The organism is Neomegalonema sp., from assembly GCF_028688855.1.
GTDB lineage: Bacteria > Pseudomonadota > Alphaproteobacteria > Rhodobacterales > Rhodobacteraceae > Neomegalonema.
This window is the reverse complement of sequence record NZ_JAQTXI010000021.1, coordinates 1-25,897: the sequence shown is the minus strand read 5'-3', so window position 1 is coordinate 25,897 and position 25,897 is coordinate 1. Positions and strand designations below refer to the sequence as shown.

The 25,897-nt window shown below is 68.6% G+C and carries 20 protein-coding genes and 1 tRNA gene; 17 read left to right on the top strand and 4 right to left on the bottom strand.

The window, feature by feature from the left end:
- The first annotated feature begins 14 nt into the window (after window positions 1-14).
- From cysK to PHN62_RS14120, 6 genes are all read left to right on the top strand, one after another.
- Complete coding sequence (gene cysK, locus PHN62_RS14145) at window positions 15-971, top strand: cysteine synthase A (protein WP_300151736.1); 957 nt, start codon at window positions 15-17, stop codon at window positions 969-971.
- 6 nt (window positions 972-977) lie between these two features.
- Window positions 978-1,736, top strand: coding sequence for a HesA/MoeB/ThiF family protein (locus PHN62_RS14140; protein ID WP_300151734.1), 759 nt, complete (start codon window positions 978-980; stop codon window positions 1,734-1,736).
- A 227-nt stretch (window positions 1,737-1,963) separates the two neighbouring features.
- Window positions 1,964-3,679, top strand: a complete 1,716-nt coding sequence (locus tag PHN62_RS14135) for a SulP family inorganic anion transporter (RefSeq protein ID WP_300151732.1) — start codon at window positions 1,964-1,966, stop codon at window positions 3,677-3,679.
- Between the two features lie 104 nt (window positions 3,680-3,783).
- Window positions 3,784-3,869: transfer RNA gene (locus tag PHN62_RS14130), tRNA-Tyr, on the top strand.
- Between the two features lie 904 nt (window positions 3,870-4,773).
- Window positions 4,774-5,313 (top strand): hypothetical protein, encoded by a 540-nt coding sequence (locus PHN62_RS14125; protein ID WP_300151730.1) that lies wholly within the window; start codon window positions 4,774-4,776, stop codon window positions 5,311-5,313.
- On the top strand, window positions 5,310-5,702 hold the full coding sequence (locus tag PHN62_RS14120) for a hypothetical protein (protein WP_300151728.1): 393 nt from the start codon (window positions 5,310-5,312) through the stop codon (window positions 5,700-5,702). Before PHN62_RS14125 ends, PHN62_RS14120 begins: the two co-directional genes overlap by 4 nt.
- 14 nt (window positions 5,703-5,716) lie before the next feature.
- Here PHN62_RS14120 and PHN62_RS14115 read toward each other — a convergent pair whose 3' ends face one another.
- The 4 genes from PHN62_RS14115 to PHN62_RS14100 form a co-directional block, all read right to left on the bottom strand.
- Window positions 5,717-6,040: a hypothetical protein gene (locus PHN62_RS14115; RefSeq protein WP_300151726.1), complete on the bottom strand. Its 324-nt coding sequence runs from the start codon at window positions 6,038-6,040 to the stop codon at window positions 5,717-5,719.
- Window positions 6,041-6,097: 57 nt separating this feature from the next.
- Window positions 6,098-7,060 carry a hypothetical protein gene (locus PHN62_RS14110; protein WP_300151724.1) on the bottom strand — a complete coding sequence of 321 codons (963 nt, stop codon included), beginning with the start codon at window positions 7,058-7,060 and terminating at the stop codon, window positions 6,098-6,100.
- A gap of 243 nt (window positions 7,061-7,303) precedes the next feature.
- Complete coding sequence (locus PHN62_RS14105) at window positions 7,304-8,125, bottom strand: phage minor head protein (RefSeq protein ID WP_300151722.1); 822 nt, start codon at window positions 8,123-8,125, stop codon at window positions 7,304-7,306.
- Entirely contained in the window at window positions 8,122-8,691 is a 570-nt protein-coding gene (locus PHN62_RS14100; RefSeq protein ID WP_300151720.1) for a hypothetical protein, read from the bottom strand. Before PHN62_RS14100 ends, PHN62_RS14105 begins: the two co-directional genes overlap by 4 nt.
- A gap of 343 nt (window positions 8,692-9,034) precedes the next feature.
- Between PHN62_RS14100 and PHN62_RS14095 the strand changes: the two genes are divergently transcribed.
- The 11 genes from PHN62_RS14095 to PHN62_RS14045 form a co-directional block, all read left to right on the top strand.
- A complete protein-coding gene (locus tag PHN62_RS14095; RefSeq protein ID WP_300151718.1) occupies window positions 9,035-9,781 on the top strand; it encodes a DUF4344 domain-containing metallopeptidase in 747 nt (248 codons plus the stop codon).
- 850 nt (window positions 9,782-10,631) lie between these two features.
- A complete protein-coding gene (locus tag PHN62_RS14090) occupies window positions 10,632-15,143 on the top strand; it encodes a GEVED domain-containing protein (RefSeq protein ID WP_300151716.1) in 4,512 nt (1,503 codons plus the stop codon).
- A gap of 225 nt (window positions 15,144-15,368) precedes the next feature.
- The gene (locus PHN62_RS14085; RefSeq protein WP_300151714.1) at window positions 15,369-16,883 is read left to right on the top strand and encodes an alkaline phosphatase; all 1,515 of its coding nucleotides are present in this window, start codon (window positions 15,369-15,371) and stop codon (window positions 16,881-16,883) included.
- Between the two features lie 96 nt (window positions 16,884-16,979).
- The gene (locus PHN62_RS14080) at window positions 16,980-17,411 is read left to right on the top strand and encodes a hypothetical protein (protein ID WP_300151712.1); all 432 of its coding nucleotides are present in this window, start codon (window positions 16,980-16,982) and stop codon (window positions 17,409-17,411) included.
- The gene (locus PHN62_RS14075; RefSeq protein WP_300151710.1) at window positions 17,408-18,097 is read left to right on the top strand and encodes an ABC transporter ATP-binding protein; all 690 of its coding nucleotides are present in this window, start codon (window positions 17,408-17,410) and stop codon (window positions 18,095-18,097) included. The genes PHN62_RS14080 and PHN62_RS14075 overlap by 4 nt, the downstream gene beginning before the upstream one ends.
- The gene (locus PHN62_RS14070) at window positions 18,094-19,392 is read left to right on the top strand and encodes an FtsX-like permease family protein (protein ID WP_300151709.1); all 1,299 of its coding nucleotides are present in this window, start codon (window positions 18,094-18,096) and stop codon (window positions 19,390-19,392) included. Before PHN62_RS14075 ends, PHN62_RS14070 begins: the two co-directional genes overlap by 4 nt.
- 154 nt (window positions 19,393-19,546) lie before the next feature.
- The gene (ggt, locus tag PHN62_RS14065) at window positions 19,547-21,328 is read left to right on the top strand and encodes a gamma-glutamyltransferase (RefSeq protein WP_300151708.1); all 1,782 of its coding nucleotides are present in this window, start codon (window positions 19,547-19,549) and stop codon (window positions 21,326-21,328) included.
- Window positions 21,329-21,542: 214 nt separating this feature from the next.
- On the top strand, window positions 21,543-22,967 hold the full coding sequence (locus PHN62_RS14060) for an SWIM zinc finger family protein (protein ID WP_300151706.1): 1,425 nt from the start codon (window positions 21,543-21,545) through the stop codon (window positions 22,965-22,967).
- A complete protein-coding gene (locus PHN62_RS14055) occupies window positions 22,964-24,418 on the top strand; it encodes a DUF5691 domain-containing protein (protein ID WP_300151704.1) in 1,455 nt (484 codons plus the stop codon). Before PHN62_RS14060 ends, PHN62_RS14055 begins: the two co-directional genes overlap by 4 nt.
- Window positions 24,415-25,491 carry an AAA family ATPase gene (locus PHN62_RS14050; protein WP_300151702.1) on the top strand — a complete coding sequence of 359 codons (1,077 nt, stop codon included), beginning with the start codon at window positions 24,415-24,417 and terminating at the stop codon, window positions 25,489-25,491. The genes PHN62_RS14055 and PHN62_RS14050 overlap by 4 nt, the downstream gene beginning before the upstream one ends.
- Window positions 25,492-25,495: 4 nt before the next feature.
- Window positions 25,496-25,897, top strand: a 402-nt coding sequence (locus PHN62_RS14045; RefSeq protein WP_300151700.1) for a DUF5682 family protein, incomplete at its 3' end; no start/stop codon positions are given.

The following is a 25,897-nucleotide window of genomic DNA, read 5'->3' as shown; positions in this document are numbered from 1 at the left end:
CGCGGAGGAACATCATGAGCGGCGTCACCAGTCGGGGACGGATCTACGACGACATCACCCAGACCATCGGCGCCACGCCTCTGGTGCGTCTCGCGCGCTTCGCCGAGGCCAAGGGCGCCAAGGGCGAGATCCTCGCCAAGCTGGAGTTCTTCAATCCTCTGGCCAGCGTCAAGGACCGCATCGGCGTGGCGCTGATCGACGCTCTGGAGGCCTCGGGCAAGCTCAAGCCGGGCGGCACGATCATCGAGCCGACTTCGGGCAACACCGGCATCGCCCTCGCCTTCGTGGCGGCGGCGCGGGGCTATCAGCTCATCCTGACCATGCCCGAGAGCATGTCCCTGGAGCGCCGCAAGATGCTGGCGCTGCTCGGGGCGCGGCTGGAGCTGACGCCCGCCAGCGCGGGCATGCGCGGCGCCATCGCGCGGGCTCAGGAGCTGGAGAAGGAGATCCCCGGCGCCGTGATCCCGCAGCAGTTCGAGAATCCGGCCAATCCGGCGATCCATCAGGCCACCACCGCCGAGGAGATCCTCGCGGACACCGGCGGCGATTTCGCGGCCTTCGTCTCGGGCGTGGGCACGGCGGGCACCATCGCGGGCGTGGGGCGTGCGCTGAAGGCGATCAACCATCCGGCGAAGGTCATCGCCGTCGAGCCCGCCGACAGCCCGGTGCTGTCGGGCGGACAACCCGGCTCGCACAAGATCCAGGGCATCGGCGCGGGCTTCCAGCCGGCGAATTACGACCCCTCCGTGGTGGACGAGGTGATCCAGGTCACCAACGACGCCGCCTTTGAAAACGCGCGGCTCGTGGCGCGTCTGGAGGGCGTTCCGGTGGGCATCTCGGCGGGCGGCGCGCTCTGGGCGGCGGCTCAGGTGGCTTCGCGGCCCGAATACGCCGGAAAGCGCGTGGTGGTGATCATCCCGAGCTTCGCCGAACGCTATCTCTCGACGGCGCTCTTCGAGGGGATCGGCTGATCCCGCATGGACTGGACCGAAGCCGATCTGGAGCGCCATGCGCGTCATCTGGTCTTGCCGGATCTCGGCGGACCGGGCGTCGGGCGCATCCGGGCGGCGAAGGTGCTGATCCTGGGCGCGGGGGGCCTCGGCTCTCCGCTGGCCTATTATCTGGCGGCGGCGGGCGTGGGGCGCATCGGGCTCTGCGACGACGACCATGTGGAGCTGAGCAATCTGCAACGCCAGATCCTGCATTCCACCGCCGACGTCGGGCGCTCCAAGCTGGAGAGCGCCGCGGAAAAGCTCTCGGCGCTGAATCCGGGCGTCGAGGTCGCCTTGCACCCCGAGCGCCTGACCGAGGAGAACGCCGCAGCGATCTTCAGCGGCTACGGCCTCGTCTGCGACGGAACCGATAATTTCGAGACCCGCGCTTTAGCGAACCGGACCGCCGCGCATATGCGGATTCCTCTGATCTCGGCGGCGATGGAGCGTTGGTCGGGTCAGATTTCGGTCTATCGGCCATGGCTGGGGGGGCCATGCCTGGCCTGCGTCTTTCCGACTCCGACGGCGCCGGGTCTGGCGCCCGATTGCGCGACGGGGGGCGTCCTCGGGCCTTTGCCGGGCGTCATGGGCTCGCTGATGGCGGTGGAGGCCCTGAAGCTGCTCTCCGGCGCGGGCGAGCCTCTCGACGGGCGGATGCTGCTCTACGACGGACTCGACGCGCGGATGCGGGTGGTGGGCCTCTCCAGACGCCCCGATTGCCCGGTCTGCGCGGGCCTGGCCTGAGCGAATCGATTCGCGCGGGAGGCGGCCTGATTCGGGATCAAGGCGCGAATCGGGGAGCCCGTTCCGGCGGATGATCCGTAGACGTCGCCGATTCTCTCAGGATTCCGCCCCCTTGGCGTCAGAGAATCCTCCCTCGCAAGGGGCGGACGCCTTGCATTTCCTCCGGCGCGGGCGTTAGCTGAGGCCGCGCGGCGCTCATCGCGCGTTTCAGATTTCGGATCTCCGCCATGCACGGCTCTTCAGGCGCTTCAGCGCCCGCCCGCGCGCATCCGCGCGCGGAGTTCACTCCGCAACTCGTCACCTCCCTGCGCGAAGGCTACGGATCCGGCGATCTGCGCGCCGACGCCCTTTCCGGGCTGACGGTGGCCATCGTGGCCCTGCCCCTGTCGATGGCGCTGGCCATCGCCTCGGGCCTGCCGCCGGAGAACGGGCTTTACGCCGCGGTGGTCGGGGGGTTCCTGATCTCGGCGCTGGGCGGCAGCCGCTATCAGATCGGCGGTCCGGCGGGCGCCTTCATTCCTCTGGTGGCGACCTGCGTCGCGGAGCATGGCGTGGACGGGCTTCTGCTGGCCACGGGCATGGCGGGGGTGTTTCTGGCGATCATGGGGGCCTTGCGCTGGGGCTCCTATGTGAAGTTCGTGCCCTATCCGGTGACGGTGGGCTTCACGGCGGGGATCGCGGTGGTGATCTTCGCCACCCAGATCAAGGAGCTGCTCGGCCTGACGCTCGAAGGCCCCGAGCCCGCCCATTTCCTGCCCAAGCTCGGCGTCTTGTACGAGGCCCTCCCCACGGTGAGCTTCGGCGCGGTGATGATCTCGGCGGCGACCATCGGGATGATCCTTGCGGTGCGGCGGTGGCGTCCGGGCTGGCCCGCCTTCCTGATCGGGGTGGTGGGCGCGACGCTTCTGGCGCAGGTCTCGCCCTTCGAGGTCGCGACCATCGGGAGCCGTTTCGGCGAATTGTCCGGCGGTCTGCCTGCGCCGCGTCTGCCGGAGATCTCCTTCGCGGCCATGCGGGACGTGTTGCCCGAGGCTCTGACCTTCACGCTGCTGGGAGCCATCGAGTCGCTGCTCTCGGCGACGGTGGCCGACGCCATGACGGGGCGTCGCCACCGCTCGAACATGGAGCTTGCGGCGCAGGGCGCGGCCAACATGGCGGCGGCGATCTTCGGGGCGATGCCCGTCACGGGGACCATCGCCCGCACGGCGGCCAACGTGCGTTCGGGCGCGCGGACTCCGGTCTCCGGGATGCTCCATGCGGCCTTTCTGCTGGCGATGCTGGTTCTGGCGGCTTCCTGGCTGGCGCATGCGCCTCTGGCGGCTCTGGGGGGCGTGCTGGCGGTGGTGGCCTGGAACATGGCCGAGAAGCATGAATTCGCGGCTCTGGCGCGCAGTTCGGGGGCGGATGCGACGGTGCTTCTGACGACCTTCTTCACGACGGTCGTCTTCGATCTGACCTGGGGGATCCTTGTGGGCTTCTCGCTGAGCGCGCTGCTCTTCCTGAACCGGATGGCGGATTCGGCGCAGGTGGAGTCGCGGCCTCTGGAGGAGGCTGCGGGCTATGACGCTGCGGCGCGGAGTCATCCGGATCTTGTGGTGCACCGGATCACGGGAGCCTTCTTCTTCGGCTCGGCGCAGAGCGTGGGGACGGTTCTGGATCGGGTGGGCGATCCACGTCGGGCGGTGATCTATGACGTTTCGGCTCTGCGCGAGGTGGATTCGAGCGCGGCGCATACGCTGGTCGAGGCGGCTCTGAAGGCGCATCGACGGGGCAAGCGGGTGCTTGTGGCGGGCGCTTCGGCGGCGACGCAGCGAGCCCTGATGCGGGGTGGGCTGTCGTCGACCGTGGCGAGCTACGCGCCGAGCGTGGAGGCTGCGGCGCATCTGGCGAGATCGGAGCGGACGGAGGAGGCTGCGCCCGCCCCGGACGAGAATCTGGGATGAGTCCGATGAGGCTCCGGTTTGGTGTTGACAGCCTGCGGGGCTTCTCTTAAGAACGCCGCACGCAGCCGAGAGCCTTGCGAAAGCGAGGTTCGGAAGCGAGCGCCGGAAGGGTGGCTGAGCGGTCAAAAGCAACGGACTGTAAATCCGTCGGGTTATCCCTACACAGGTTCGAATCCTGTCCCTTCCACCAGATCTCCATGGTTATCGTCGCGCGAGATCGCAGAGGTCGAAATCCGACGCACCATCGCGTCAAATTTCACCTAAATCCGCTCCCGGCGCGCAAATCCGCGGATTTGGATTTCGGCCTTCCGGGTTTAGATGCGCCGCTTCCGAGTTCGACGATTCTTGCTGTCGCGTCACATCGAACTTCACCCGGAGATGTGTGTAGCGCGACAGGAAGAATCGTCAAATCCGACGCTACACTGGAACATTTTCACCTAAATCCGGTTTTCTGAGCCGATTCTCCGGAAAAATCCGACGCTACATCGCGTCAAAACTCACCTAAATCCGCTCCCGGCGCGCAAATCTGCGGATTTGGATTTCGGCCTTCCGGGTTTAGATGCGTCGCTTCCGAGTTCGACGATTCTTGCTGTCGCGTCACAGCGAGGTAATCAATAATCACACGTTGTCTTTACTTTTTGGAGGGGTGCTTGTAGCGCGACAGGAAGAAACGTCAAAAACGACGCTACAACGGAACATTTTCACCTAAATCCGCTTTTTTGAGCCGATTTTCTGGCAAAATCCGACGCTACATCGCGTCAAAACTCACCTAAATCCGCTCCCGGCGCGCAAATCTGCGGATTTAGATTTCGACCTTCCGAGTTTAGATGCGCCGCTTCCGAGTTCGCAAATCGCTCAAAAACGCCTCCGGATTTCCTCCAGCCCGTTCGTCTGGCGATTCCATGGTCGATCAGGCTGAAGTTTAAAGCGCGTTTTAACAGCCTTAAAAGACCCGTTTCAGGCGCCGGAAATTCCAAAACCCGACCTCAATGCGCCAAAGGCGATTTGGTTAAGATTTGGACTCGGATTCTCGTCGGAGGCGCCTGATGCTCCCTGCGGGGAATCATCGCCTGGACGATGCAGGGAGGGGCGGCATGTCTGAGACGCTTTCGAAAATCGCCGAAACCATAGGGGGCGCGTGGATCCCTGTGTCCGTTCTCTTGGCTTTGCTTGCCATTCTCCTGTCCGTGTACATCTCCATCCTCAATGTCCGGGCTTCGCGCCGGGAACTGCGGGAACTCAAAAAGGAAACGTCAGCTCTGCGCCTGGGAGGATCGCGCTGGCTTTCTCCCTATGACGAAGACCCCCGCGACTTAAGCGGAAACCTTACCCCGGAGGACCGCGAGCGGGTCGGGGCCTGGCTGAAGGAGAGAACGCCCCTGATCGGCAAATGCCCGATCTGCGGCGATCGTCATTGGATCTTGGGCGATCACTTCATCAATGCTCCGGTTTATCACAGCGACGGACCCCGGCCCGCCGCGTCCCCGATTTATCCCGAGATCGCCTTGGTCTGCGGCAATTGCGGCTTCTCCGCCTTTCTGAACGCGACGCTGATCGGGGGGCTTTCCGCCTTGGACCCGCCAAATCCGAATCTTTCGACGGAAGGCGCGGCCGAGAAGAGGGAGCCGCTATGACGGATCCCGTTGACCATGAGGCGGAAAGCTTGCAGATTCTGCGGGAGCGCGCGCTGAACCTCCAAGGTTCGGCCGATCCGCTTTACCGCGTCATCCACCGCCAGCGCACGAGCGAGGTTTTTCGAGTGACCCGCGAAGAATTGGAAGACATCCGGGACGGCGGCAACTCAGGGAGCTTCTGGGAGCAAGTCGGCGTGGGGGTCATGATCACCGGCGTGGGGCTTCTTCTGGACGCTCTGACGAGCCCGCCCTACGGATCCGGCAGGATCGCCTTCATCTTCTGCTTCGTCTTCACAGGTGCGCTGGCCTACTTCTGGGGCCACAGCGCCCGGGGCAAAAGCAATAAGATCATCTCTCGGATCCTTGGTCCTCACGACCGCAAATCATGACCCGCACGGCGAAGTCAAAGGACGCGATAGAAGCCCACCCTTCGGGCTTCCGCGAGGATCTCGTCAAGCGCGCGATTCTCTTCGCGCCGCCGCCGCCTCGCCGCCAGGGCCAGACGGACGCCAAGACCGAGCGCGCAAACCCCGATGACGCTCCTGACGCCGATCTCAAGCGCGAAGAGGGCCTGCGCCTCCGGAGCCAGCAAGGCGAGGCCGCCCCCCAGTAAAGCCGCGCCCAGAAGCCCAAGCCCGTCTCTGCGCGGGAGATTGCTCAGAAGCTTGGGATAGCACGAGGGCGGAATGAGAAGCTGGCGGCGCGGTACGATCTTCACATGGTGCATGATTGCCTCCTCTGGCATGCGGTCATTCTTTGATTTCAAACTTGCGGACCCGCCTCCTCACTCCCAAACCTCCGCCGCCGCCCGCACCTTGTCAGGGCGAATCGGAGCATAGAAATTGCGCTCGTCGATGAAGCTGGAGACGATCAGGGTCTGCACGAAGTTGCCCCCGACCATCCGCCCGGCCGGGCTGCCGCTGTCGCCTTGGCGGATCGCGCAATTCGGCGTCGCCCGCGTCTCGACGCGGGTCCGGCGCACGTCGACCGCCTCCTGAGCGCAGGTCCGCACCCGTTCAGACAAGGCGCCCGTTTCGTCCGGCCCCATGGCGAAGACATGGATGACCTCCCCGGCCTCCATCTCGGCGCGGGGCGTCTGGGGAAGCGGGGCGCCGCCGCCGGGATCCTCAGGCAGGACAAGCAAGGCCCGGTCGTCGCGAAGGCCCGCCGCCCAATCGGCCTCATAGCTGGCGTCCACGGCGAAGCTATGGACCGCATAGCGCGCTCGGCAGGAGGAGCGGCTGAAGGGTTGAACGCAGATCTCGACGCGCCGGGGCGCCGAGCCGTCGCGAGCGAGGAGGCAATGAGCGGCGGTCTCCGCGAAGGAGAGGCCGTTCAGGCGATAGAGCTTGCCGCCGCATTGGCCCTGCTCCTCGCCGCCCGTGAAGTCGCGGTCCGGAAAGCGCGCCCGCGTCTCGCGGCTGACCGGATAGACGGCATGGACCAGAACATACCATTCCGGGGCCTCGACGACCTCGCCGCCGATCAGGGCGACAGGCTGGTCAAGGCGCCGATCCTCGCCTTGCTGCGTGGTCTCGACCAGCCTCCAGCCCGCGTCGGCGAGACGATGGCGCCGCGCGGGACGCTCGGCCGGAGTCGCCGCTTCGGAGGCTTGTTCGGTTTTTCCCTGCGGCTCCGGAGCGGGATCGTCCGGCGCGGGCGGGCGCGGCCGCGAGAGGAACAAGACGCCCGCCAGCAGCGCGAGGCCGAGGGCGGCGGGCAGGAGACGGCGGAAGCGAGGGGGCATGGTCGGGCCCTTCCTTTCATCAGAAGCGCAGAGCGCGCGCCGCCCAGGAGGCGAGGCGCGTCAGCGGATGGGCGGGAACAGGGATTTTGAATTGAAGAACCCCGTCGTATCGGGCCTCGGCCATCAGCTGGGCGCGATGGCGGGCTTCGGTTTCCGAGACGGCGGGAATCTCGACGGACCACCGCGCGCCCTGAAACTCATAAGAGAAGAGGTAAGTCTGAAACCGGGGATCGGGCGGCATGGTCACTCCTTCAAGAAGGCGTCGAGATCGAGATGCGGAACCGAGGAGCAGCCGCAATTGACGGTGTTCTCGGCCGAGCCTTGGGGGTCGCAGGGGTGCATGAGCAGCTCGCCCGCGATGCTGAAGGGCTTATCCACGTCGCGGATCTGCCCATGGGCGGCCTCGTGATTGGCGCGGCGGCGAGCCTTGCCCGAGCGCAGCCATTTCTTCTTGAGGGCCGGAACGCTCTTCGCCGATGCCTCCAGCGTCTTTTGCGCGGCGAGGCCATGGGCGCGGGCGGTCTCGGTGTTGAGGATGGTCAGGGCGCGGCGTCGGGTCTCTCCGCCGAGATCGGTCTGCAGGCGCTTGAGGGTCTCCTCGCGCGAGCGGGCGCCCATCATCCAGAGGCCGAGATCCGTCTCGATCCTGACGCGGGCTTCGGTCGAGAGATCGTTGATGCGCCAGATCGTGAAGCTGCGGGTCGAGGCGATCAGGACCGGGTCCAGCCGCGGCGCGACGCCCGAGAGCGTGAGGCGGGCGGCCTTGAGCGGCTCGGAGACCAGAGCGGCCCCGGCGTCGAGGGCCTGATCGAAGGCTCGGGCGGCCTCCAGTCCAGCCGCCTCGCCGAAGGCGGCGAGGAGGATCTCCACCTCGCGGCGCAATTGGCCGAGGCGCCAGATCTCGAACTCGCTCGGGACTCCGGCGAGCTTAAGGGAGATCTCCCGCGCGGCCTCCTCGAGGAGGCGGATCACATGCTCGGCGGCTTCGGCCTGAAGCTCGGGCAAGGCCCGCCGCCGGATCTCCACCTCCCGCGCGAAGGCCGCCAGCCGCTCCTCGGGCGTCATGGCGCCTCTTCCTCCTGAGCATTCTTGCGCAATTCCTCAGGCTCGGGCGGCGGGGGGATGTCCTCCTGAACGCGGGCCTTGCGCCGGGCCTTGGCCTCCGCATCGGCCAGAGCGAGGATCTCCGCCGGGTCGTAGCTCACGCCGAGCCGCTCGGCCGCCGCCCCGATCAGCCGCGCCGCCGTGGCGCGGTCCACAAAGCCCCTCTCCTCCGCCAGAGCGCAGGCCGCCGCCACCTGACCCAAAGCCGCCGCATAGCGCGAGTTGTCCTGCGGCGACATTTCGGGGAACTCCGCCTCGGGCGGCTCGATGGTCTCGTCGGCGGGATCGGGGATGGAGCGGCGCGAAGGATCCAACCTCGAATGGACCACCCAAGTTCCGACCTCGACCAGCATATGGCGCAAGAGGTCTTGGCGCATGGTCCAGATCTTGAGCGTCGGCTCGCCCATGCTGTCGGCGGTGGTGCGGTTGACCTCGCCCCCGCCGCCGATCCAATGCTCGGGGATGGTCGCCCCGCCGAGGACATGGTTGCGCAGGAGCCGCTGTAGCGCGACACGAAGAAACGTCAAAAACGACGCTACACTGGAACATTTTCACCTAAATCCGGTTTTCTGAGCCGATTCTCCGGAAAAATCCGACGCTACATCGCGTCAAATTTCACCTAAATCCGCTCCCGGCGCGCAAATCCGCGGATTTGGATTTCGGCCTTCCGGGTTTAGATGCGCCGCTTCCGAGTTCGACGATTCTTGCTGTCGCGTCACACCGGAAACTCTCAAACCCGGTCTCAATCCGCCTCGACCTCCGCCGCCGCACAGAAAGAAAGCAGGCGCTTGCCTTGCGTCGAAATCTGGAGAATGGATTCGGGACAGCGTCCGCACCTTTCGGACCGCGCTTCAGGAGGCCACGACGCTCATGCGCCGGATCGCTCTTTTCGCTCTCTGCTGCGGCCTGCTCGCCCCCTCCTCCAGAGCCGAGGAGGCGAAGGGCCTGAGCGAGGCGGCTTTCGATTATGTCGGCGGCGCGACCTTGTCCATGTTCTATCATGAACTCGGACACGCCCTGATCGACACGATGGATCTGCCGCTTTACGGCCCCGAAGAGGACGCCGCCGACACGCTCGCGGCCGTGATGTCTCATATGATCTGGAACGAGGACGGCGCGCGGCGCAACATGAGAGCCTTCGCGCAAAGCTGGCTGGCCTCCGCGGCCGAAAGCGAGGTCGGGCCTGAGGATTACGCGGACGCCCATGCGCTGGATCTTCAGCGCCATTATCGACAGGTCTGCCTGTTCTACGGGGCCTCGCCCGAGACGCGCGCCGATTTCGCCGAGGAGTTCGCCTTGCCGCCCGCCCGCGCCGAGACCTGCGAGGAGGAATATGATCAGGCGGACCGCTCCTGGGGAGAGCTCCTGCGCGAGCGGGGCGAGGTCGAGGGCGAACGGCTGGTCTGGAGCGGTCCGACCGAAGACCCCATCGCCGCGCTTCTGGCCCAGGAGGTCGAGGATGTGAACGAGGTCTTCAGCCAGGCCGAAGAGATCTCGGTTCAGATCGAGGCCTGCGAGGAGCCGAACGCCTTCTACAAGCCGGAGGAGAAGACCATCGTCATCTGTCGGGAGTTCGTCGAATATCTGACGGGTCAGGCCGAGGAGATGGGCTTCTAGAGCGCGGTTCGGATCCCTCTTTCGCGGGCCGGTCGAAGAGGTCCATCCGACGGGGATCGGCGGTAGAATGAGATGAGGGAATCACCGGGGGGGAGACCATGCGGCTGCGGCGCCTGGCGATCATGGCTTGGGCGGGGCTGGCTTTGGCCGCCTCAAATCACTCCGGTCTCCATGCAGCCGACGAGCGCGACGATCCCGTAGAGCGCCAGAGCGCCCAGGATGCGCAAGATTCCCCCGCACCGCAGATGGCGGCCATCGTCGATGCGGCTGACGCCCTCCGGCTTGGCCGTCGAGCCTATGCTCCTGCGAGTCCTCAGGGAACCTTGAAGACGCCGGGAGGGCCCTCCTGCTTCGATCGTCCGCCTTTTTGAACTCGGTGGCGGCGGAGCTTCATCGGCCTGTTCCGAGACTCCTCCTGATCGGGCTCCTCCGGAAGATCATGAGCGGTCGCCGCCTTCTCACAAGGCTTGGCACGGAAGCGCCCCGCTTCCCGCGCCAGGCTCAGGGAGGGGCAGCCTCGGTAACCCCAGGGCGATCAATGCGACGCCCTCGCGATCCGCTCTCGCGGCGCCCGCCGGACCGCAACCTCCGGTGATGGCGGGCGTCTCTCCGTCATCGCCCGGCGCTGACCGAATTGACAGGCGATCCCGAATTTACAGCACACACTTTTCTGGGGTAACGTCAGATGGCTGAGCAAGATCCGCCCGCTCTCGACAGGAACTCAGGACGTCGAACCCGTCCGGACGACCGTCGGCGCCCCGACCCATGACGCCTCTCCGTCAAGCCGTCGCCGGCGTCATGGTCCGCACCTCGCAACGCCCGGCGGCCTGTCAAACGAGACGTCCACAAATTGAATCACGCGATCCACCCCCCGCGCGATCTCCCCTCGGGAGAAACAGCCGTCCACCCCCCTGCGGCCGCCCGAGCCCGCAAGACCCCCGCTCCCCGAAGCCTGTCCGGCGCCCTCGCCCTCGGACTCGCGCTGATCTGCGCGCCCCTCCCCGAAGCCCGCGCACAGACCGCCCCCGCCATCGGCGGATCAGGCGCCTGCACGCCCACAGGCGGCACGGACGTCATCTTCCTGCTCGACAATTCGGGCTCCATCGACGCCGCGGAATACAGCGCCTTCGCCAATTCGGTGCGGAACATCGGCGAGACCCTGCGCGCGGCCAATCCCGCCACGCGCATCGCCGTCGCCCATTACGCGGGCGACGCCACCCCCGTCGCGAGCTTCGGCCAGAACATCTTCTTCGAGCGTGATTTCTCCACGGCGGCCATCTCCCTGCCCGGGCGCAGGTTCGGGCCCGGAGGCGCGCACGCCTCCTCCCTGATCATGGACAACCTGGCCGGAGCCGTCCAGCAGATGAGCTTCGGGCTCGACGGGATCCCGGGCACCACCTCCTCCCATATCGTCAGCACGGCCCTGAGGGAGCTGAACCGCGATCTCGGACGTCCCCTCCAGATCGTCCTCTTCACCGACGCCGCCCGGGAAGCCGTCACGCGCAATCCGTTCACCGGCGTCATCACCTCCGGCGATTCCGCCATCATCGACGGCGCGGGCTACGCCGTCGAACCCGGAGACGGCTCGAACTTCACGATCTACAACCTGCTCAAGCGGCAGGGGGTGAAGTTCTCCGTCTGGGCGGTCCAGGTCGACGCGTCCCGCGACGCGGCCGCGGCGGCCATCGCCTCCCTCGGAGGACAATGGACGGGCGCCGTGGAGGCGAACCCGCAAGACATCGAGGGCTCCACGACGCGGCCCCGCCGTCTGGTGGCCACCAACACCTTCAACCTCACCCAGGCCCAGATCCTGGAGTTCGTCACGCCCGTGGCGAACATCTGCCCCTTCTTCTTCGATTACGGCGACGCTCCGGCCAGCTACGGCTCGCCCCGACATGCGCTCATCCCCGGAGGACCCTGGCTCGGCTCCGCGACGACGGATTCCGAATCCGCCGCCCATCACAGCGCCGACGCTCTGGGCGACGACCAGAACGGCAACGACGACGAAGACGGAATCGCCTTCGGCCTTCTGGAGGCCGGACGCCGGTCCATCGCCACGGCCCATCTGTCCTATGGCGCGCAGACCGCCGCCTCGCTCCATCTGAACGGCTGGATCGACTGGAACCGCGACGGCGACTTCCTCGACTCCGGCGAGCAGATCGCCCTGAACCTCAAGGACGACGGATATGGCGTCGACCAGCTGGCCGGAGACGGCCGGATCCAGTTCGCCGTCGACGTCCCGGCCTGGGCCGCGCCGGGCCCGATCCACTTCTCGCGCTTCCGGCTGAGCACCCGGGCGAGCCTCGCGCCGGACGCCGGAGAGGCGCCCGACGGCGAGATCGAGGACCACGCCGTCACGGTGCAGGCCGCGCCGGTCGCGGCGACGCCCGTCGGCGTCTGCGCCCGCCCCAACCTGCTGCTCAACGGCGGCTTCTCCGGAGCCTCCGGCTGGACGGCGGGCTATCCGGCGAGTCCGGTCACGGGCCCCGCCTCCATCGGCGCGACGGGCCTGAACTCCACGCTGACCGGCCCTCCCTTCTACGGGCCGAACGCCGACGGCGGCTTCCTCGCCTATGTGGACAACAGCGGGAATCTGGGCGGCGTCCCCTATCTGCACCTGCGCAACGAGGCGACCCTCAGCCTCGTCAACGGCCAGACCTACGTCTTCAGCCATGACGTCCAGAGGATCGCCAACGGAGCCTCCGTCAACGCGGTGACCGACTGGGTTCTGATCAACCCGACCACCAACGCCATCGTCCAGACCATTCCCGGCGTCGCGACCAACATCGCCGCCGCCTCGACCAGCTGGACCCAGCGCGCTGCAAGCTTCGTCGCCACGGTCCCGACGGGAAGCTACAAGCTCGCCATGACCTTCAGGGTCGCCGTCGAGGGCACCGGCAACGTCCTCGACTACCAGATGGACCGGGTCTATTTCGCCCAGTCCGCCCTCTGCGACTACGGCGACGCCCCCGCGAGCTACGGCGCGCCGACCCATGTCGTCGGCGGCGCCCTGAGGCTCGGCGCCAATGCGCCGGACTCCGAAAGCGCCGCCCAGCACAGTCCCGACGCCACCGGCGACGATCTGAACGGAATCGACGACGAAGACGGGATCTCCGCCTTTCCTCCGCTGCGCATCGGGGCGACCTCCTACAGCCTCCCGGCTTCGCTGTTCTCGGCCGCGGGCACGGGAATCCTGCGCGCCTGGATCGACTTCGACCGGAACGGCGCCTTCGCGGCCGCCGAACACGCGGCGGTCACGGTGACGAACGGCGTCCTCGCCGGACCGCTGACCTGGACCGGAATCCTGGTCGGCGGGCCTGGAGGGACTCCGGGGCTCTCCTTCGCGCGGCTGCGCCTGACCTCCACGACGCTGGACGACCTCTCGGCGACTCCGGCCCTCGACGAACGCGCGACGGCCCACGCCCATGACGGCGAAGTGGAGGACTACGCCGTGACCTTCGCCCCGCCCCCCAGCCTGCCGCCCGACGCGGGCATGGCCCTCTGCCACAGCCCCGCCGGAGCGAGCGGCGCCGGAGTCTGGCCCATCGGCTGGAGCCACAACGACCCGCCCCTCACCCTGAACGCGGACAGCCGGTGGCCCGAACTGCCCACAGGCGCGCAAAGCTACGGCGCCTTCGGCCCGGGGATCGCCGGGGGCGCGCCTCTGGTTCCGGGGGCGGGCCTCGTCTACCAGTCCATGGGGCCGGGCGCGACCTCCTATGTGATCAGCGAGGCGCGGGCCTCCGGCGCGGCCTACGCCAACGCCGAACAGGACCACATCGGCTACAGCTTCACCACCGCCGCCGATCTGGCGCCCGGCGCCTATCTGCGCCGCTTCTCGATCTACCTGCCCCCCGCCCAGAGCACGCGCACGCCCTTCCGTCTGACGATCCTGCTCTCGACCGATCCGGGCTTCTCCTCGGCGACGGTCGTCCTGAGCGACCGCCTCATGACGCTGACGACGCGCCCGATCGTCGCCTTCGACGCGGCGGCCCTGCTGGAGCCTGCGACCACCTATCATCTGCGGGCGGTCTTCCATGACGTCGCCAGCTCCAGCGGCCAGATCTTCTGGGACGACTTCATGCTGGATCTGGGCTCCTGCGCCGACATGTCGGACGCTCCGGCCAGCTATGGCCTGGCCCATCACATGGAGGGCTCCGTCGCGATGCGCCTGGGCGCGACGCGCAGCCCGGACCTGATCTCCATCGTCAGCTCCGACGCCATGGGCGACGGCGCCACCGACGACGGCGTGTTCTTCGGCCCCCGCACGGACGGCGTCCCGCTCCAGGGCGCGACCCTCGCGCAGGGTCAGGCCCGGATCCTGGAGTTCGCCGTGACGGGCGCGGGCAGGCTCTCGGGCTGGATCGACTGGAACCGCGACGGAATCTTTTCTCCCGGCGCCGAGACCGTGGTCTCGGGCCTCGCCGACGACGGACCGGACGACGGGAATCCGGCCCCCGGCGTGATCCGCGTGACGGTGACGCCGCCGCCCCTCGTCGAGGGCCCCGCCTTCGCCCGCTTCCGCTGGAGCTCGGCCCCCTGGCTCGGCCCCCTCGGCGCCGCGCCGGACGGAGAGGTCGAGGATTACGCGCTCCTGCTCGTGGCGCAACCCGACGCCGCCTTCCTGCTGACGCCCGACCATGACGCGACCGTCGCGGCCGGACAGCTCGCGATCCACCCGCACCGGCTTCTGGTCGGGGCCGGGCTGGGCGGCGGCGCCCTGAGCTTCCTCGTCGAGAGCGAGCGCGATCCCGGCTGGATCCTGCTGCGCGACGACGGCGACGGCGTTCACGGCGCAGGAGACCTCCCGTGGGTTCAGGGCGCGCCCATCCCCGCCGGAGACCACGCCTTCTGGCTGGTCGCCAGGATTCCCGCCGACGCCCCCGCCGGATGGAGCGACCTGACGCGCCTGACCGCCACGATCCTGTCCGGCGCCCGGAGCGGAAGCTCCATGATCCGGGATCTGACGCGGGTCGGCGGCGGCGCGTCGGGGGGCGTCTTCGCGCGCAAGCTCCAGGCCCTCGACGCCGATTGCGACGGAGGCCCCGACGGCGGAGAACCGGGCTTCACGCCCGCCGAGCTCCCCATCGCGTCCGGAGGCTGCGCGGTCTACCGGATCGCCTTCGAGAATCGCGGCGTCGAGACGATCCGTCAGGTGCGGGTGCAGGACCACACGCCCAGCTGGATGGTCTATGTGGCGGGTTCGGCGGAAGTCCTGGAGCATCCCCCCGGCCTGACGCTCCTGCCCTTCGGACTCCCCTCCGCCGGGGCCGAAGGCGAGATCTCCTTCCCCTTCGGCGGGAGCCTCGAGCCCGGAGAAGGCGGCGTGGTGCAGTTCGTCGTCCGGCTGCCCGGGAACTGAGCCCGAAGCCCCCCGGCAGGACGCCCGGATCAGACGCCGGAGCAGGGCGGCGCAGGCTGCGCCGTCCGCTTCCGCCTCCGCCCTGCGGCGCAAGGGCGCAGCCCGCGCTCGCGGCGCGGCGAGGGCGGATTGCAACGGATTCGTCATGAAACCGACATGGCGAAGTTGCGCCCCCCGCCTAGGCTCCGCGCGTTCGATCCCAAAACAGCCTTTCCGGGGGACGTCATGAACCGCATTCTCACCCTGCTGACGCTCGGCGTTTCGTCGCTGGCGCTGGCCTCCGCCGCCGGCGCCCAGAGCGCCGTCCAGCAAACGGCCGACAGCTATTACGTCGCCGGTCAGGCTCAGCTGGCCGAAAAGATCGCCACCCAGCCGAACGTCGGCCGGGCGAAGAACGTCGTGCTCTTCGTGGTGGACGGCCTTTCGGTGCCGACCATCACCGCCTCGCGCATCCACGAAGGCCAGCTGCGCGGCGTCGACGGCGAGTCGAACGTGCTCTCCTTCGAGCGCCTGCTCCCCTGGACCGCCCTCTCCAAGACCTACACCCATGACGCCCAGGTGGCCGACTCGGCCCCCACCGCCACCGCCATGGTCTCGGGCGTGAAGTCGGTGAACGGCACCATCGGCGTGACCCAGGCCATCAAGCTGAACGACTGCGCCAGCCAGAAGGGCGCCGAAGTCACCACCCTCTTCGAGCTGGCCGAACAGGCGGGCCTCGCGACGGGGATCATCTCCACGGCGCGCATCACCCACGCCACCCCCGCCGCGACCTACGCCAAGGTGGCCGGACGCGACTGGGAGAACGACACCAACCTCACCGAGGAAGCCCTGGCCGGCGGCTGCAAGGACATCGCCGCGCAGCTGATCGACTGGCCCGCGGGCGACGGCTTCGAAGTGGTCTTCGGCGGCGGCCGCGGCAACTTCATGACCGTCGACCAGGCCGACCCCGAGGACGAAGGCCGCACCGGCTCGCGCAAGGACGGCCGCGACCTCGTCGGCGAATGGACCGCCCGTCACAACGACGGCGCCTACGTCTGGAACAAGGAAGGCTTCGACGCCATAGATCCGGCGAACGTGAACCGCGCCTTCGGCCTCTTCAACCGCAGCCACATGCAATATGAAGCCGACCGCGAAAAAGACGCCGGCGGCGAGCCCTCGCTGGCCGACATGGCCGTGAAGGCCATCGACCTCCTCGACAAGAACGAAGAGGGCTATGTGCTGATGGTCGAGGGCGGCCGCGTCGACCACGCCCATCATGCGGGCAACGCCGCCCGCGCCCTGATCGACACCATCGCCGTGGCCGAAGCCGTCGAAGCGGTCTTCGAGAAGATCGACCCCGCGGAGACCCTGGTGATCCTCACCGCCGACCACAGCCATGTGTTCAGCATCGCGGGCTATCCGCAGCGCGGCAACCCGATCCTCGGGATCGCCGGAAAGGCCGACGACGGCAAGCCCTACACCACCCTCGGCTATCAGAACGGCCCCGGCGCCAAGCTCGACGAAGTGCGCGCCGACCTCTCCGGGATCGACACCACCGACGTCGACTTCCTCCAGCAGGCCCTGATCCCGCTGGGCGAGAGCGAGACCCACGCCGGCGACGACGTGGTGATCTTCGCCCAGGGCCCCTGGGCCCACCTGTTCCACGGCGTGGTCGAGCAGAACCTCGTCTATCACGTGATGGAGCACGCCACGGGCCTCGCGACCCGCGCCGCTCTGGCCCGTCACGCCGCCGCCGAGTGAGCGCCGCCGTGAGCGCCGTCTTCTGAACGCGGCCGTCGGGAGATCCCTCCCGGCGGCCTCTCCGTTTCGACTCCCCAGGGCCTGGAGGCTTTCGCCATGCTGATGAACCGTCGTCTGTTCCTCGCCGCCGCCGCGGCGCCTCTGGTCGCGCCGCGCGCCGCCTGGGCCGCGCCCGAGGCTCTGAAATTCCGCGATCTCTACGTCCGGGGCCGCGAGCTGACCGAAAGGGCGCAGGCTCTGGCGGGCCGCGAGGTGCGGATGGTCGGCTACATGGCGCCGCCGCTCAAGCCGGAGATCGACTTCTTCGTGCTGACCAGGCTGCCGATGTCGACCTGTCCCTTCTGCGAGACCGAAGCCCAGTGGCCGGACGACATCGTGCTGGCCCTGACCGACCGCCCCGTGGAGCCCATCCGCTACACCGATCTGATCCGCGCGACCGGCGTCTTCGAGACCGGCTTCGAGACCGATCCGGACACCGGCTTCATGAGCTTCATCCGGCTGCGCGGCGCGCGCTACGAGAAATTGTGAGCCCCGCCCTGCGGAGCGCCTCGGGCGCCGCGCTTTCGGTTCAGGATCTGCGCCATGACCTGAAGCCGGGAGACCCTCTGCTGACCCTTCCGGCGCTGGATCTGGAGCCGGGCGAGATGCTCGCCCTGAGCGGGCCTTCGGGCTCGGGGAAGTCCACGCTGCTGCATCTGCTGGCGGGGCTGCTCCGGCCGACGCAAGGCCGCGTGCTCTGGGACGGGACGGATCTCGCGCCGCTCTCCGAATCCGCGCGCGACCGCTGGCGGCGCGAACGCGCGGGCTTCGTGTTCCAGGACTTCCACCTCATTCCCGAGCTCTCTCCTCTGGAGAACGTGCTCTCGACGGTGTGGTTCTCGCGGTTTTCGGCGCGGTCCGAGCGCCCGCGCGCCCGCGCGCTTCTGGAGCGGCTCGGAGTTCCCGAGCGCAGCCGCACCGCCCTGCTCTCGCGCGGCGAACAGCAGCGCGTGGCTCTGGCGCGGGCGCTTCTGCCGCAGCCTGCGGCGCTCTTCGCCGACGAGCCCACCGCCAGCCTCGACGCGGCCTCCGGCGCGGAGGTCGCGCGGCGGCTGCGCGCCCTCGCCGACGAGGAAGGCCGCACGGTGATCGTCGCCAGCCATGATCCGGCCCTGATCGCCCTGGCGGACCGTCGGCTCACCCTGATGCGCGGCGAGGAGGCGGAAGTCTCATGAATCCCTTTCCCGTCGTGCGCGCGAGTCTGGCGCGCAATCCCTTCACGGCGCTGCTCTTCACGGGGCTGATCGCTCTGGCGGTGGCGCTGGGCGTGGCGGTCGGGGCGCAGGAGCGCGCCTTGCGTCAGGGCTCGGCGCGGGCCGCCGACAAGTTCGACCTGATCGTGGCAGCGCCGGGCGGCCGGACGGATCTTCTGCTCTCGACGGTCTTCCTGCGGCCCACCGCCGTGGAGCTTCTGAGTCCCGAGGCGACGGCCAGGGCCCTGAACGATCCGGATGCGCTCTTCGCGGCGCCTCTGGCCTTCGGCGATCAGGCGGAGGGCTCTCCGGTGGTCGGGACGAGCGCCGCCTTCGTGGAGCATCTGAGCGGCGGGCTCGCGGAAGGACGCCTCTTCGCGACGCAGGAGGAGGCCGTCGTCGGGGCTCTGGTGGAGGTCGGGCCGGGCGGCCTGCTGGAGATCCGCCACGGCGACGCGGATTCGGTCGGCGGCGGGCTCGACGCCGACGCCTACGAGGATCACGACGACCACGACCACGATCATGACCACGATCATGACCACGAGGACGGGGATCACGGCCATGATCACGAGGATTTCGACTCCCATGGCTCGATCTCGGTGGTGGGCCGGATGCGCCCCACGGGCACGCCCTGGGATCGGGCGGTGGTGGTCCCGGTGGAGCATGTCTGGGCGACTCACGGGCTCGGCGACGGCCACGCCTCGGGCGAGGCGCGGATCGGTCCGCCCTGGGACGCGGCGCATCTTCCGGGCGTCCCGGCCATCGTCATGCGCCCCGAGAGCGTCCCGGCGGCCTATGGCCTGAGGGCGCGCCACCGGACGGCGGAGTCCACGGCCTTCTTTCCCGCCGAGGCCCTGCTCGACCTCTACGAGGTGATGGGCGGCGCGACGCGGATCATGGCGGCCCTGATCCTGACGGCGCAGATTCTGGTGGCGGCGGCGATCCTCGCGGGCCTGCTGGCGGTGCTGGACCTCCAGCGCCGACGCTTCGCGATGTTGCGGGCTCTGGGGGCTCCGGCGGGCTTCGTGCTGCTGACCGTCTGGCTTTACGTGGCGGCGATGGTGGTCGCGGGGGCGGTTCTGGGTCTGGCGCTGGGATGGGGGCTTTCGGCCCTCGCCTCGGAGCTGATCGGGCGGGCGACGGGAATCGCCTTCGTGGCCCGGCCCGGCTGGCGCGAGGTCGGGGGGGTGGGGATTCTCGTCGGCGCCGCGCTGCTGATGGCCCTGCCGACCGCCTGGCGCGTCTATCGGCGGGCCTCCGTCGAGGCCCTGCGCTGAGGCTCTGCGCTGAAGCGGGGGGCTCCCCTTCCCGCTTGCGCCCGTCGGGAGGCCGCGCGATGCTGACCCCGCGGCCCGGGGGCCTTCCGAAGGCCTCCGGAGCGCCGCCAAGCGACGCGCGCTCCATCGAGGGCGCGCCCTGGGGAGAAACGCCATGCTTCACGATCCGCCTTCTGCGGAGCTTCGTCGGCTCCGAGGCTCCGGCGCGGCCCTCGCCGCGCTTCTCGCCCTGTCCTTCAGTTCAGGATCCGCCTTCGCCGCATCGCCCGCGCCCGTCGAGGGCCGCAAGGGCATGGTGGTCACGGCCCATCATCTCGCATCGGACGTCGGCGTGGACGTCCTCAAGGCGGGGGGCAACGCCGTCGACGCCGCCGTGGCCGTGGGCTACGCCCTGGCGGTGGTCTATCCGACGGCGGGGAATCTCGGGGGCGGCGGCTTCATGACCATCCGCCTCGCCGACGGAACCTCCACCTTCCTCGACTTCCGCGAACGCGCGCCCTTCGCCTCCACGAAGGACATGTATCTCGACGCAACCGGAGAACCCGCGCCGGGCCGCAGCACCGAAGGCTGGCTCGCCGCCGGAACGCCCGGTTCGGTCATGGGCCTGGAGGAGGCCCGCGCGAAATACGGCTCCCTCAGCCGCGAGGCGCTGCTCGCTCCGGCGGTGCGCCTGGCCCGCGAGGGCTTCACGCTGAACGGGGCGGATCTGGCGATGATCGAGGAGGTGGATTCCTATCTCCAGCGCGATCCGGCGGCCAGGGCGATCTTCTTCCGCGCGGGCGGCGAGCCCTTCGCCCCCGGCGACAAGCTGGTGCAGACCGATCTCGCCGACACGCTGCAGGCCATCTCCGAGGGCGGCGCCGAAGCCTTCTACAAGGGCCCCATCGCCGAGAAGATCGTGGCGGGCAGCGAGGCGGGCGGCGGCATCCTCACCAAGGAGGATTTCGAACGCTACGCCGTCCGCGAGCTGGAGCCGGTGCGCTGCGATTATCGCGGCTATGAAATCCTGTCCTCTCCGCCGCCTTCCTCGGGCGGGGTGATCATCTGCGAGATCCTCAACGTTCTGGAGGGCTATCCGCTCTCCTATTTCGGCCAGGGCTCCGCCGAGACCACGCGGCTGATGGTCGAGGCCATGCGTCACGCCTTCGTGGACCGCAACGCCAGCCTCGGCGATCCGGATTTCGTCAAGAACCCCCTGGAGCGCATGCTCGACAAGGGCTACGCCGCCGAGATCCGGGGCCGCATCGACCCCTACCGCGCCGGAGTCTCCAGCGATCTGACGCCGCCCGATTTCGCGGCCGTCCCCGCCGAAAGCCCCGAGACCACCCATTACTCCATCGTCGACGAGGCCGGAAACGCTGTGGCCGTCACCTATACGCTCAACGGCTCCTTCGGGGCGGGCGTGGTGGCGCCGGGGACCGGAATCCTCATGAACAATGAAATGGACGACTTCACCGTCAAGCCGGGGGTGCCGAACCTCTACGGCCTGGTCCAGGGCGAGGCCAACGCCGTGGAGCCGGGGAAATCGCCGCTCTCCTCGATGAGCCCCACCATCGTCTCGAAGGACGGCAAGCTCTTCATGGTGATCGGCAGTCCCGGCGGCTCGCGGATCATCACCATCACGCTGCAAGCCATCCTGAACGTGGTCGAGTTCGGGATGAACATCCAGGAGGCCGTCGACGCGCCGCGCATCCATCATCAATGGCTGCCGGACCGCGTCTTCATGGAGCCCTACGCCCTTTCGCCCGACACGCGGCGCATCCTGGTCGGCATGGGCTACGACGTGCGCGAGGACGCCGATTGGCCCATCTGGGGCGAGGCGGCGGGCGTCCTCGTCGGAGGGCGGAATCTGGCGGAGATCGAAGCGGGCGACGGGACCGGATATTTCGGCGCCATCGACAGCCGCGCCTCGGCCGGAGCCGCCCGCGGCTACTGACGCCTGACGATCCGCGCGGCGGCCTCATGGTTTCCGGGGCCGCCGCCTTCGTCCCGGATCCGCCCCCATCCCGGGAGATCGCGGGCCTTGAAGCCGGATTCAGGCTTCATGAAGAAACGTCAAGAATTGATGAACATCGGTCACAAATCTCCTCTGGACAAAAGCGTCCGATTGCGGGACTCTTCGCCCGTCTCTGCGCAGCAAGAGGGCGAGCATGGCCTTTGACGCTCAAGCGATCCAGTCGGCGGCGCCGGACGCCGCCTCCTTCAAGGCCGGGCAAGGACTGGTGAAGCCCGCCAAATGGCCGCTCCGCGCCTCGAACGCCGCCACGGGGCTGATCTGGGGCGAATGTCAGGGCTCGGGCGCGAACCCCTATCGCGTCATCGCCGACACGAGCGATCTCGGCGCGAAATGCACTTGCCCTTCGCGGAAATTCCCCTGCAAGCACTCCATCGCGCTGATGCTCATGAAGGCGGCCGGAGATTCCGGCTTCGCCGAAGCCGAGCCGCCCGACTGGGTGTCCGATTGGGTCGGGCGTCGCCGCAAGGGTTCGGGCGGAGCCCCCGCCGCAGCGCCCCAACCTGCGGCGAGCCCTGCGGCGCCTGTCGCGCTTGCGGAGGCCGAAGCTCCCGAGCCTGAACTCGATCCGAACGACCCCAAGGCCCTCGCCAGAGCCGAGGCCGCCGCCAGACGCGCCGCCAGACTCGCCGAGAGCAACCGCCTCGCGCTGGAAGGCGCCTGCGCCGAGCTGGAAGGCTGGATCCACGACCAGATCCGGGGCGGACTGAACCTGTTCCTTGAAGATCCGCAAGGCCGTTGCCGCCTGATCGCGGCCCGCATGCGCGACGCCAAGGCCTCCGCCCTCTCCAGCCGCATCGACGAGGCGCCCGCCCGGCTCATGGCCCTGCCGACCGAGGAGCGCATGGAGGAGGCCGTCAAGGAGCTGGGCAAGCTCCTGCTGCTCGCGCGGGCCTGGAAGGCCGCGCCGGAAGACCCCGAACTGCGCCGCGAGATGGTCCAGGCCGAGGATCGCGACGCCCTGACGGACTCCGCCGAAACGCCCCGCTCCTCCGGGATCTGGGAGGCTCTGGCCGTGACGATCCGCACCCGCAAGGATGGCCTGATCGCGCAAACCTCGTGGTTCCTGAACCTCACCGCCGCGGATCCGGCCTTGCGCTTCGCGGCGCTCCAGGACGTGTTTCCCGCCGCCGCAGGACGCCGCAGCGCGCCCTTCTCTCCCGGAGACCGCTTCCAGGGCGAGATGCTGTTCTATCCGGCCCGTCGACCTCTGCGCGCCGCCGTGATCTCGCGGCGCGATCCGGGCGAGACGCCGCCCGCCTCATGGCCCGAGGCCCCCGCCGATCCCCTGACCCAGGCGACGGAGCGTCTGCTCGCGGCGCCCTGGACGCTGGAATCGCCGTTGCTGCTCGGGCCGGGACGCTACGTCTCCGACGCGCGCGGACGCGCCTGGTGGAAGGCCGAACAGGGCGGCGCGGCCCTGCCTCTGAACGAGCCGCCGGAGAAGCCGCTCATGGGCCTGCGCCTGGCCTCCGCCGCCGGACTCTGGACCGGGGCGCGGCTGGAGATGCTGGCCGCCGCGCCCGAATGGGCCGCGCCGCAAGGGGAGAAGGCGTCGTGAGCGGCCAACCGGATTTCGCCCTCGGCGAACTGATGAGCGCCTGGGCCTCGGGGCCTGCTCTGGGCTCGGCGCCCGCCCGTTGGGCCGAGGCCCTCGCGCCGGGCGGCGTCGAGGCCGAATTGCGGCTGCTGGCTCTGGCGGGCCATGCGCTGGAGGTCGGATATCGGCCCCTGCCCTCCGGCCCCCTGACCGAGGGCCGCCCCCTGCCCGCCCTGAGCCTGCCCTTCCTCGCGGAGACGCATCGTCTGCGCTTCCGGCGGCTGCTGAAGGGCGCCAGCTATGGCGGCGACCGCCATCAGCTCCTGCGCTTTCTGGCGACGCGCGGCCGCGTCGCCCATCCGCTCGACTGGACGCCCGGCCCCAACGACGACGAGATCCCCGCCGTCTACGCCCCCTGGCGCGACTGGGCGGCGGGCCATGCGCCTCCTCCCGAAGAGGCTCTGGGCGCCGCCAACTGGGAGGACTGGACCCGCGCGGGCCGCCGGACCGCCTTCGCCGATCTGCGTCGGGCGAAATCCGCCGCCGCCCTCGCCCTGCTGGAGGCGAAATTCTCCACGCTCAAGGCCGAAGACCGGCTGGATCTCGTGGATATCCTGCGTCAGGGGCTTTCCGAAGCGGATCGCGCCTTCCTGACCGGAATCCAGGCCAAAGACCGCGCGCCCAACGTCAAGCAGCTGGCGACGGCCCTTCTGGCGCGTCTCGACATGCGCGCCGAAGCGACGCCGGAGGCCGCCGCCGCTCAGCTCTTCGAGGAATTCATCAAGACCGAGCGCAAGGGGATCATCAAGCGCGAATTGAAGCTCTCCTTCAAGAAGAAGCGCGACGAAGCCGCCCGGGAGCGCTTCATCGCGCTGATCGACGCCGCGGGTCTGGACGCGCTGGCCGCCAGAGCGGGCGGCTCGCGGCTGGAGTTCGTCAAGGCCTGGCCCCATGACGACCATCTCTATAGCCCGTTCTTTCGCCCGCTGCTGCTGGAGCAGGGCCGCCCCGAAGAGATCCAGGCCTTTCTCGCGGAGATCTTCGGCATGGATCAGCGTCAGACCTCCACTCATCTGGTCCCCGAAATGATGGAGCGCCTCACGGAAGCCGAACAATTCGAGCTTCTGCCGATCCTGTTTCAGCGCGGACAACTCTCCTTCGACGAGCATCTGAGCAATCTGGGCCTCTGGATCGGCCGCGCGCCGATGGCTCTGGTCCGCGAAAGCAGGCTCTGGCGTCAGAGCCTGGCGATGCTCGACGCCGAACTCAAGGGTCAGGGCCCCCTGACTCAGCTCCCGCCCCACCTGCTCCCCGAGCATCTGCAGATCCTGGGCGGCCTGTTCGATCAGGCGGGCGCCCGCGAGGCGCTCGACGACTTCGCGCGGATGGGCCTTTCGCCCGCCGATCCGCGCCTCGACCTTCTCATCCTCAACGCCGATCTGAACGCCGATTTTCTGGAGGCCCACTCGTGAGCGAACCTCTTCGTCTGCCCGCCGAACAGGGCTACGCCGCCGAACTCGCGGCCCTCGCCAAAGACGACGGCCCCCGTCCCGCCGGATGGCGCCTGACGCCCAAAGCCGTCGTGACCTATCTGCTCGGCGGCAAAGCGGCGGACGGAACCGTCATCGGCGCGAAATACGTCGGCGAGCGCAAGCTGATCGAAACCGCCGTGGCCACTCTCGCCACGGATCGCGCGCTTTTGCTGATCGGCTCGCCGGGCACGGCGAAATCCTGGGTTTCGGAGCATCTGGCGGCGGCCGTCGCCGGAGACTCCACCCTCGTGATCCAGGGCACCGCAGGCACCGACGAGAACCAGATCCGCTACGGCTGGAACTACGCGCAGCTTCTGGCCCATGGCCCGAGCCGCGAGGCCCTGACTCCCACGCCGCTGCTGCGCGCCATGGAGGCGGGCAAGCTCTGCCGCATCGAGGAGCTGACCCGCATGGGGTCGGAGGTTCAGGACACCCTCATCACGGTGCTCTCGGAGAAGACCCTCCCGATTCCCGAACTCAATACGGCGGCCTACGCCGCGCGAGGCTTCAACGTCATCGCCACCGCCAACGACCGCGACAAGGGCGTCAACGAGATGTCTTCGGCGCTGAAGCGGCGCTTCAACGTGGTGGTGCTGCCGCCGCCCGACGACCTCGACCAGGAGATCGCCATCGTCGTCAAGCGCGTGGGCGAGAGCGCCGCCTCGCTGGAGCTGCCCGCGCCGAAGAACGTCGCCGAAGAAGTGGCGCGCGTGGTGGGCATCTTCCGCGAACTGCGCAACGGACGCAGCGCCGACGGCAAGACCACCCTCAAGACGCCTTCGGGCTCGCTCTCCACGGCGGAGGCCATCGGCGTGGTGGTGGGCGGTCTGGCTCAGGCGGCCTATTTCAACGACGGCAAGCTCGACGCCGAGAGCCTCGGGGCCAATCTGATCGGCGCCATCGTCAAGGATCCGCTTCAGGACAAGATCGTCCTCTCGGAATATCTGGAGACGGTCCTCCGCAAGCGCCCTGCGGATTCCGCCTATTACAAAGCCCTCTCGCGGCTGGCCTGACGCCATGGCGGAGGGGTCCAAACCATCGGGCGGCGCGCATGTCTTCGGCGTGCGCCATCACGGGCCGGGCTGCGCGCGGGATCTGCTGCGCGCGCTGGAGGAGCTTCAGCCCGTCGAGGTGCTGATCGAGGGGCCTGCGGATCTCTCGCCGCTGCTGCCCATGCTGGCGCGGCCCGAGATGGTTCCGCCGGTGGCTCTGCTCGCCTATGACGAGGCGGATCCGGCTCAGGCGGCCTTCTGGCCCTTCGCGACCTTCTCGCCGGAATATCAGGCGGCGCTCTGGGCGCTGAAGCGCGGCGTCCCGGTCCGCTTCATCGACCTGCCTTCGGCTCTGGCTCTGGCGGCGCGCTTCCCTCAGGAGCCCGCCGCGATCTCTGAAGAGAGCGAAGAATCGCCCGCCGCCCAG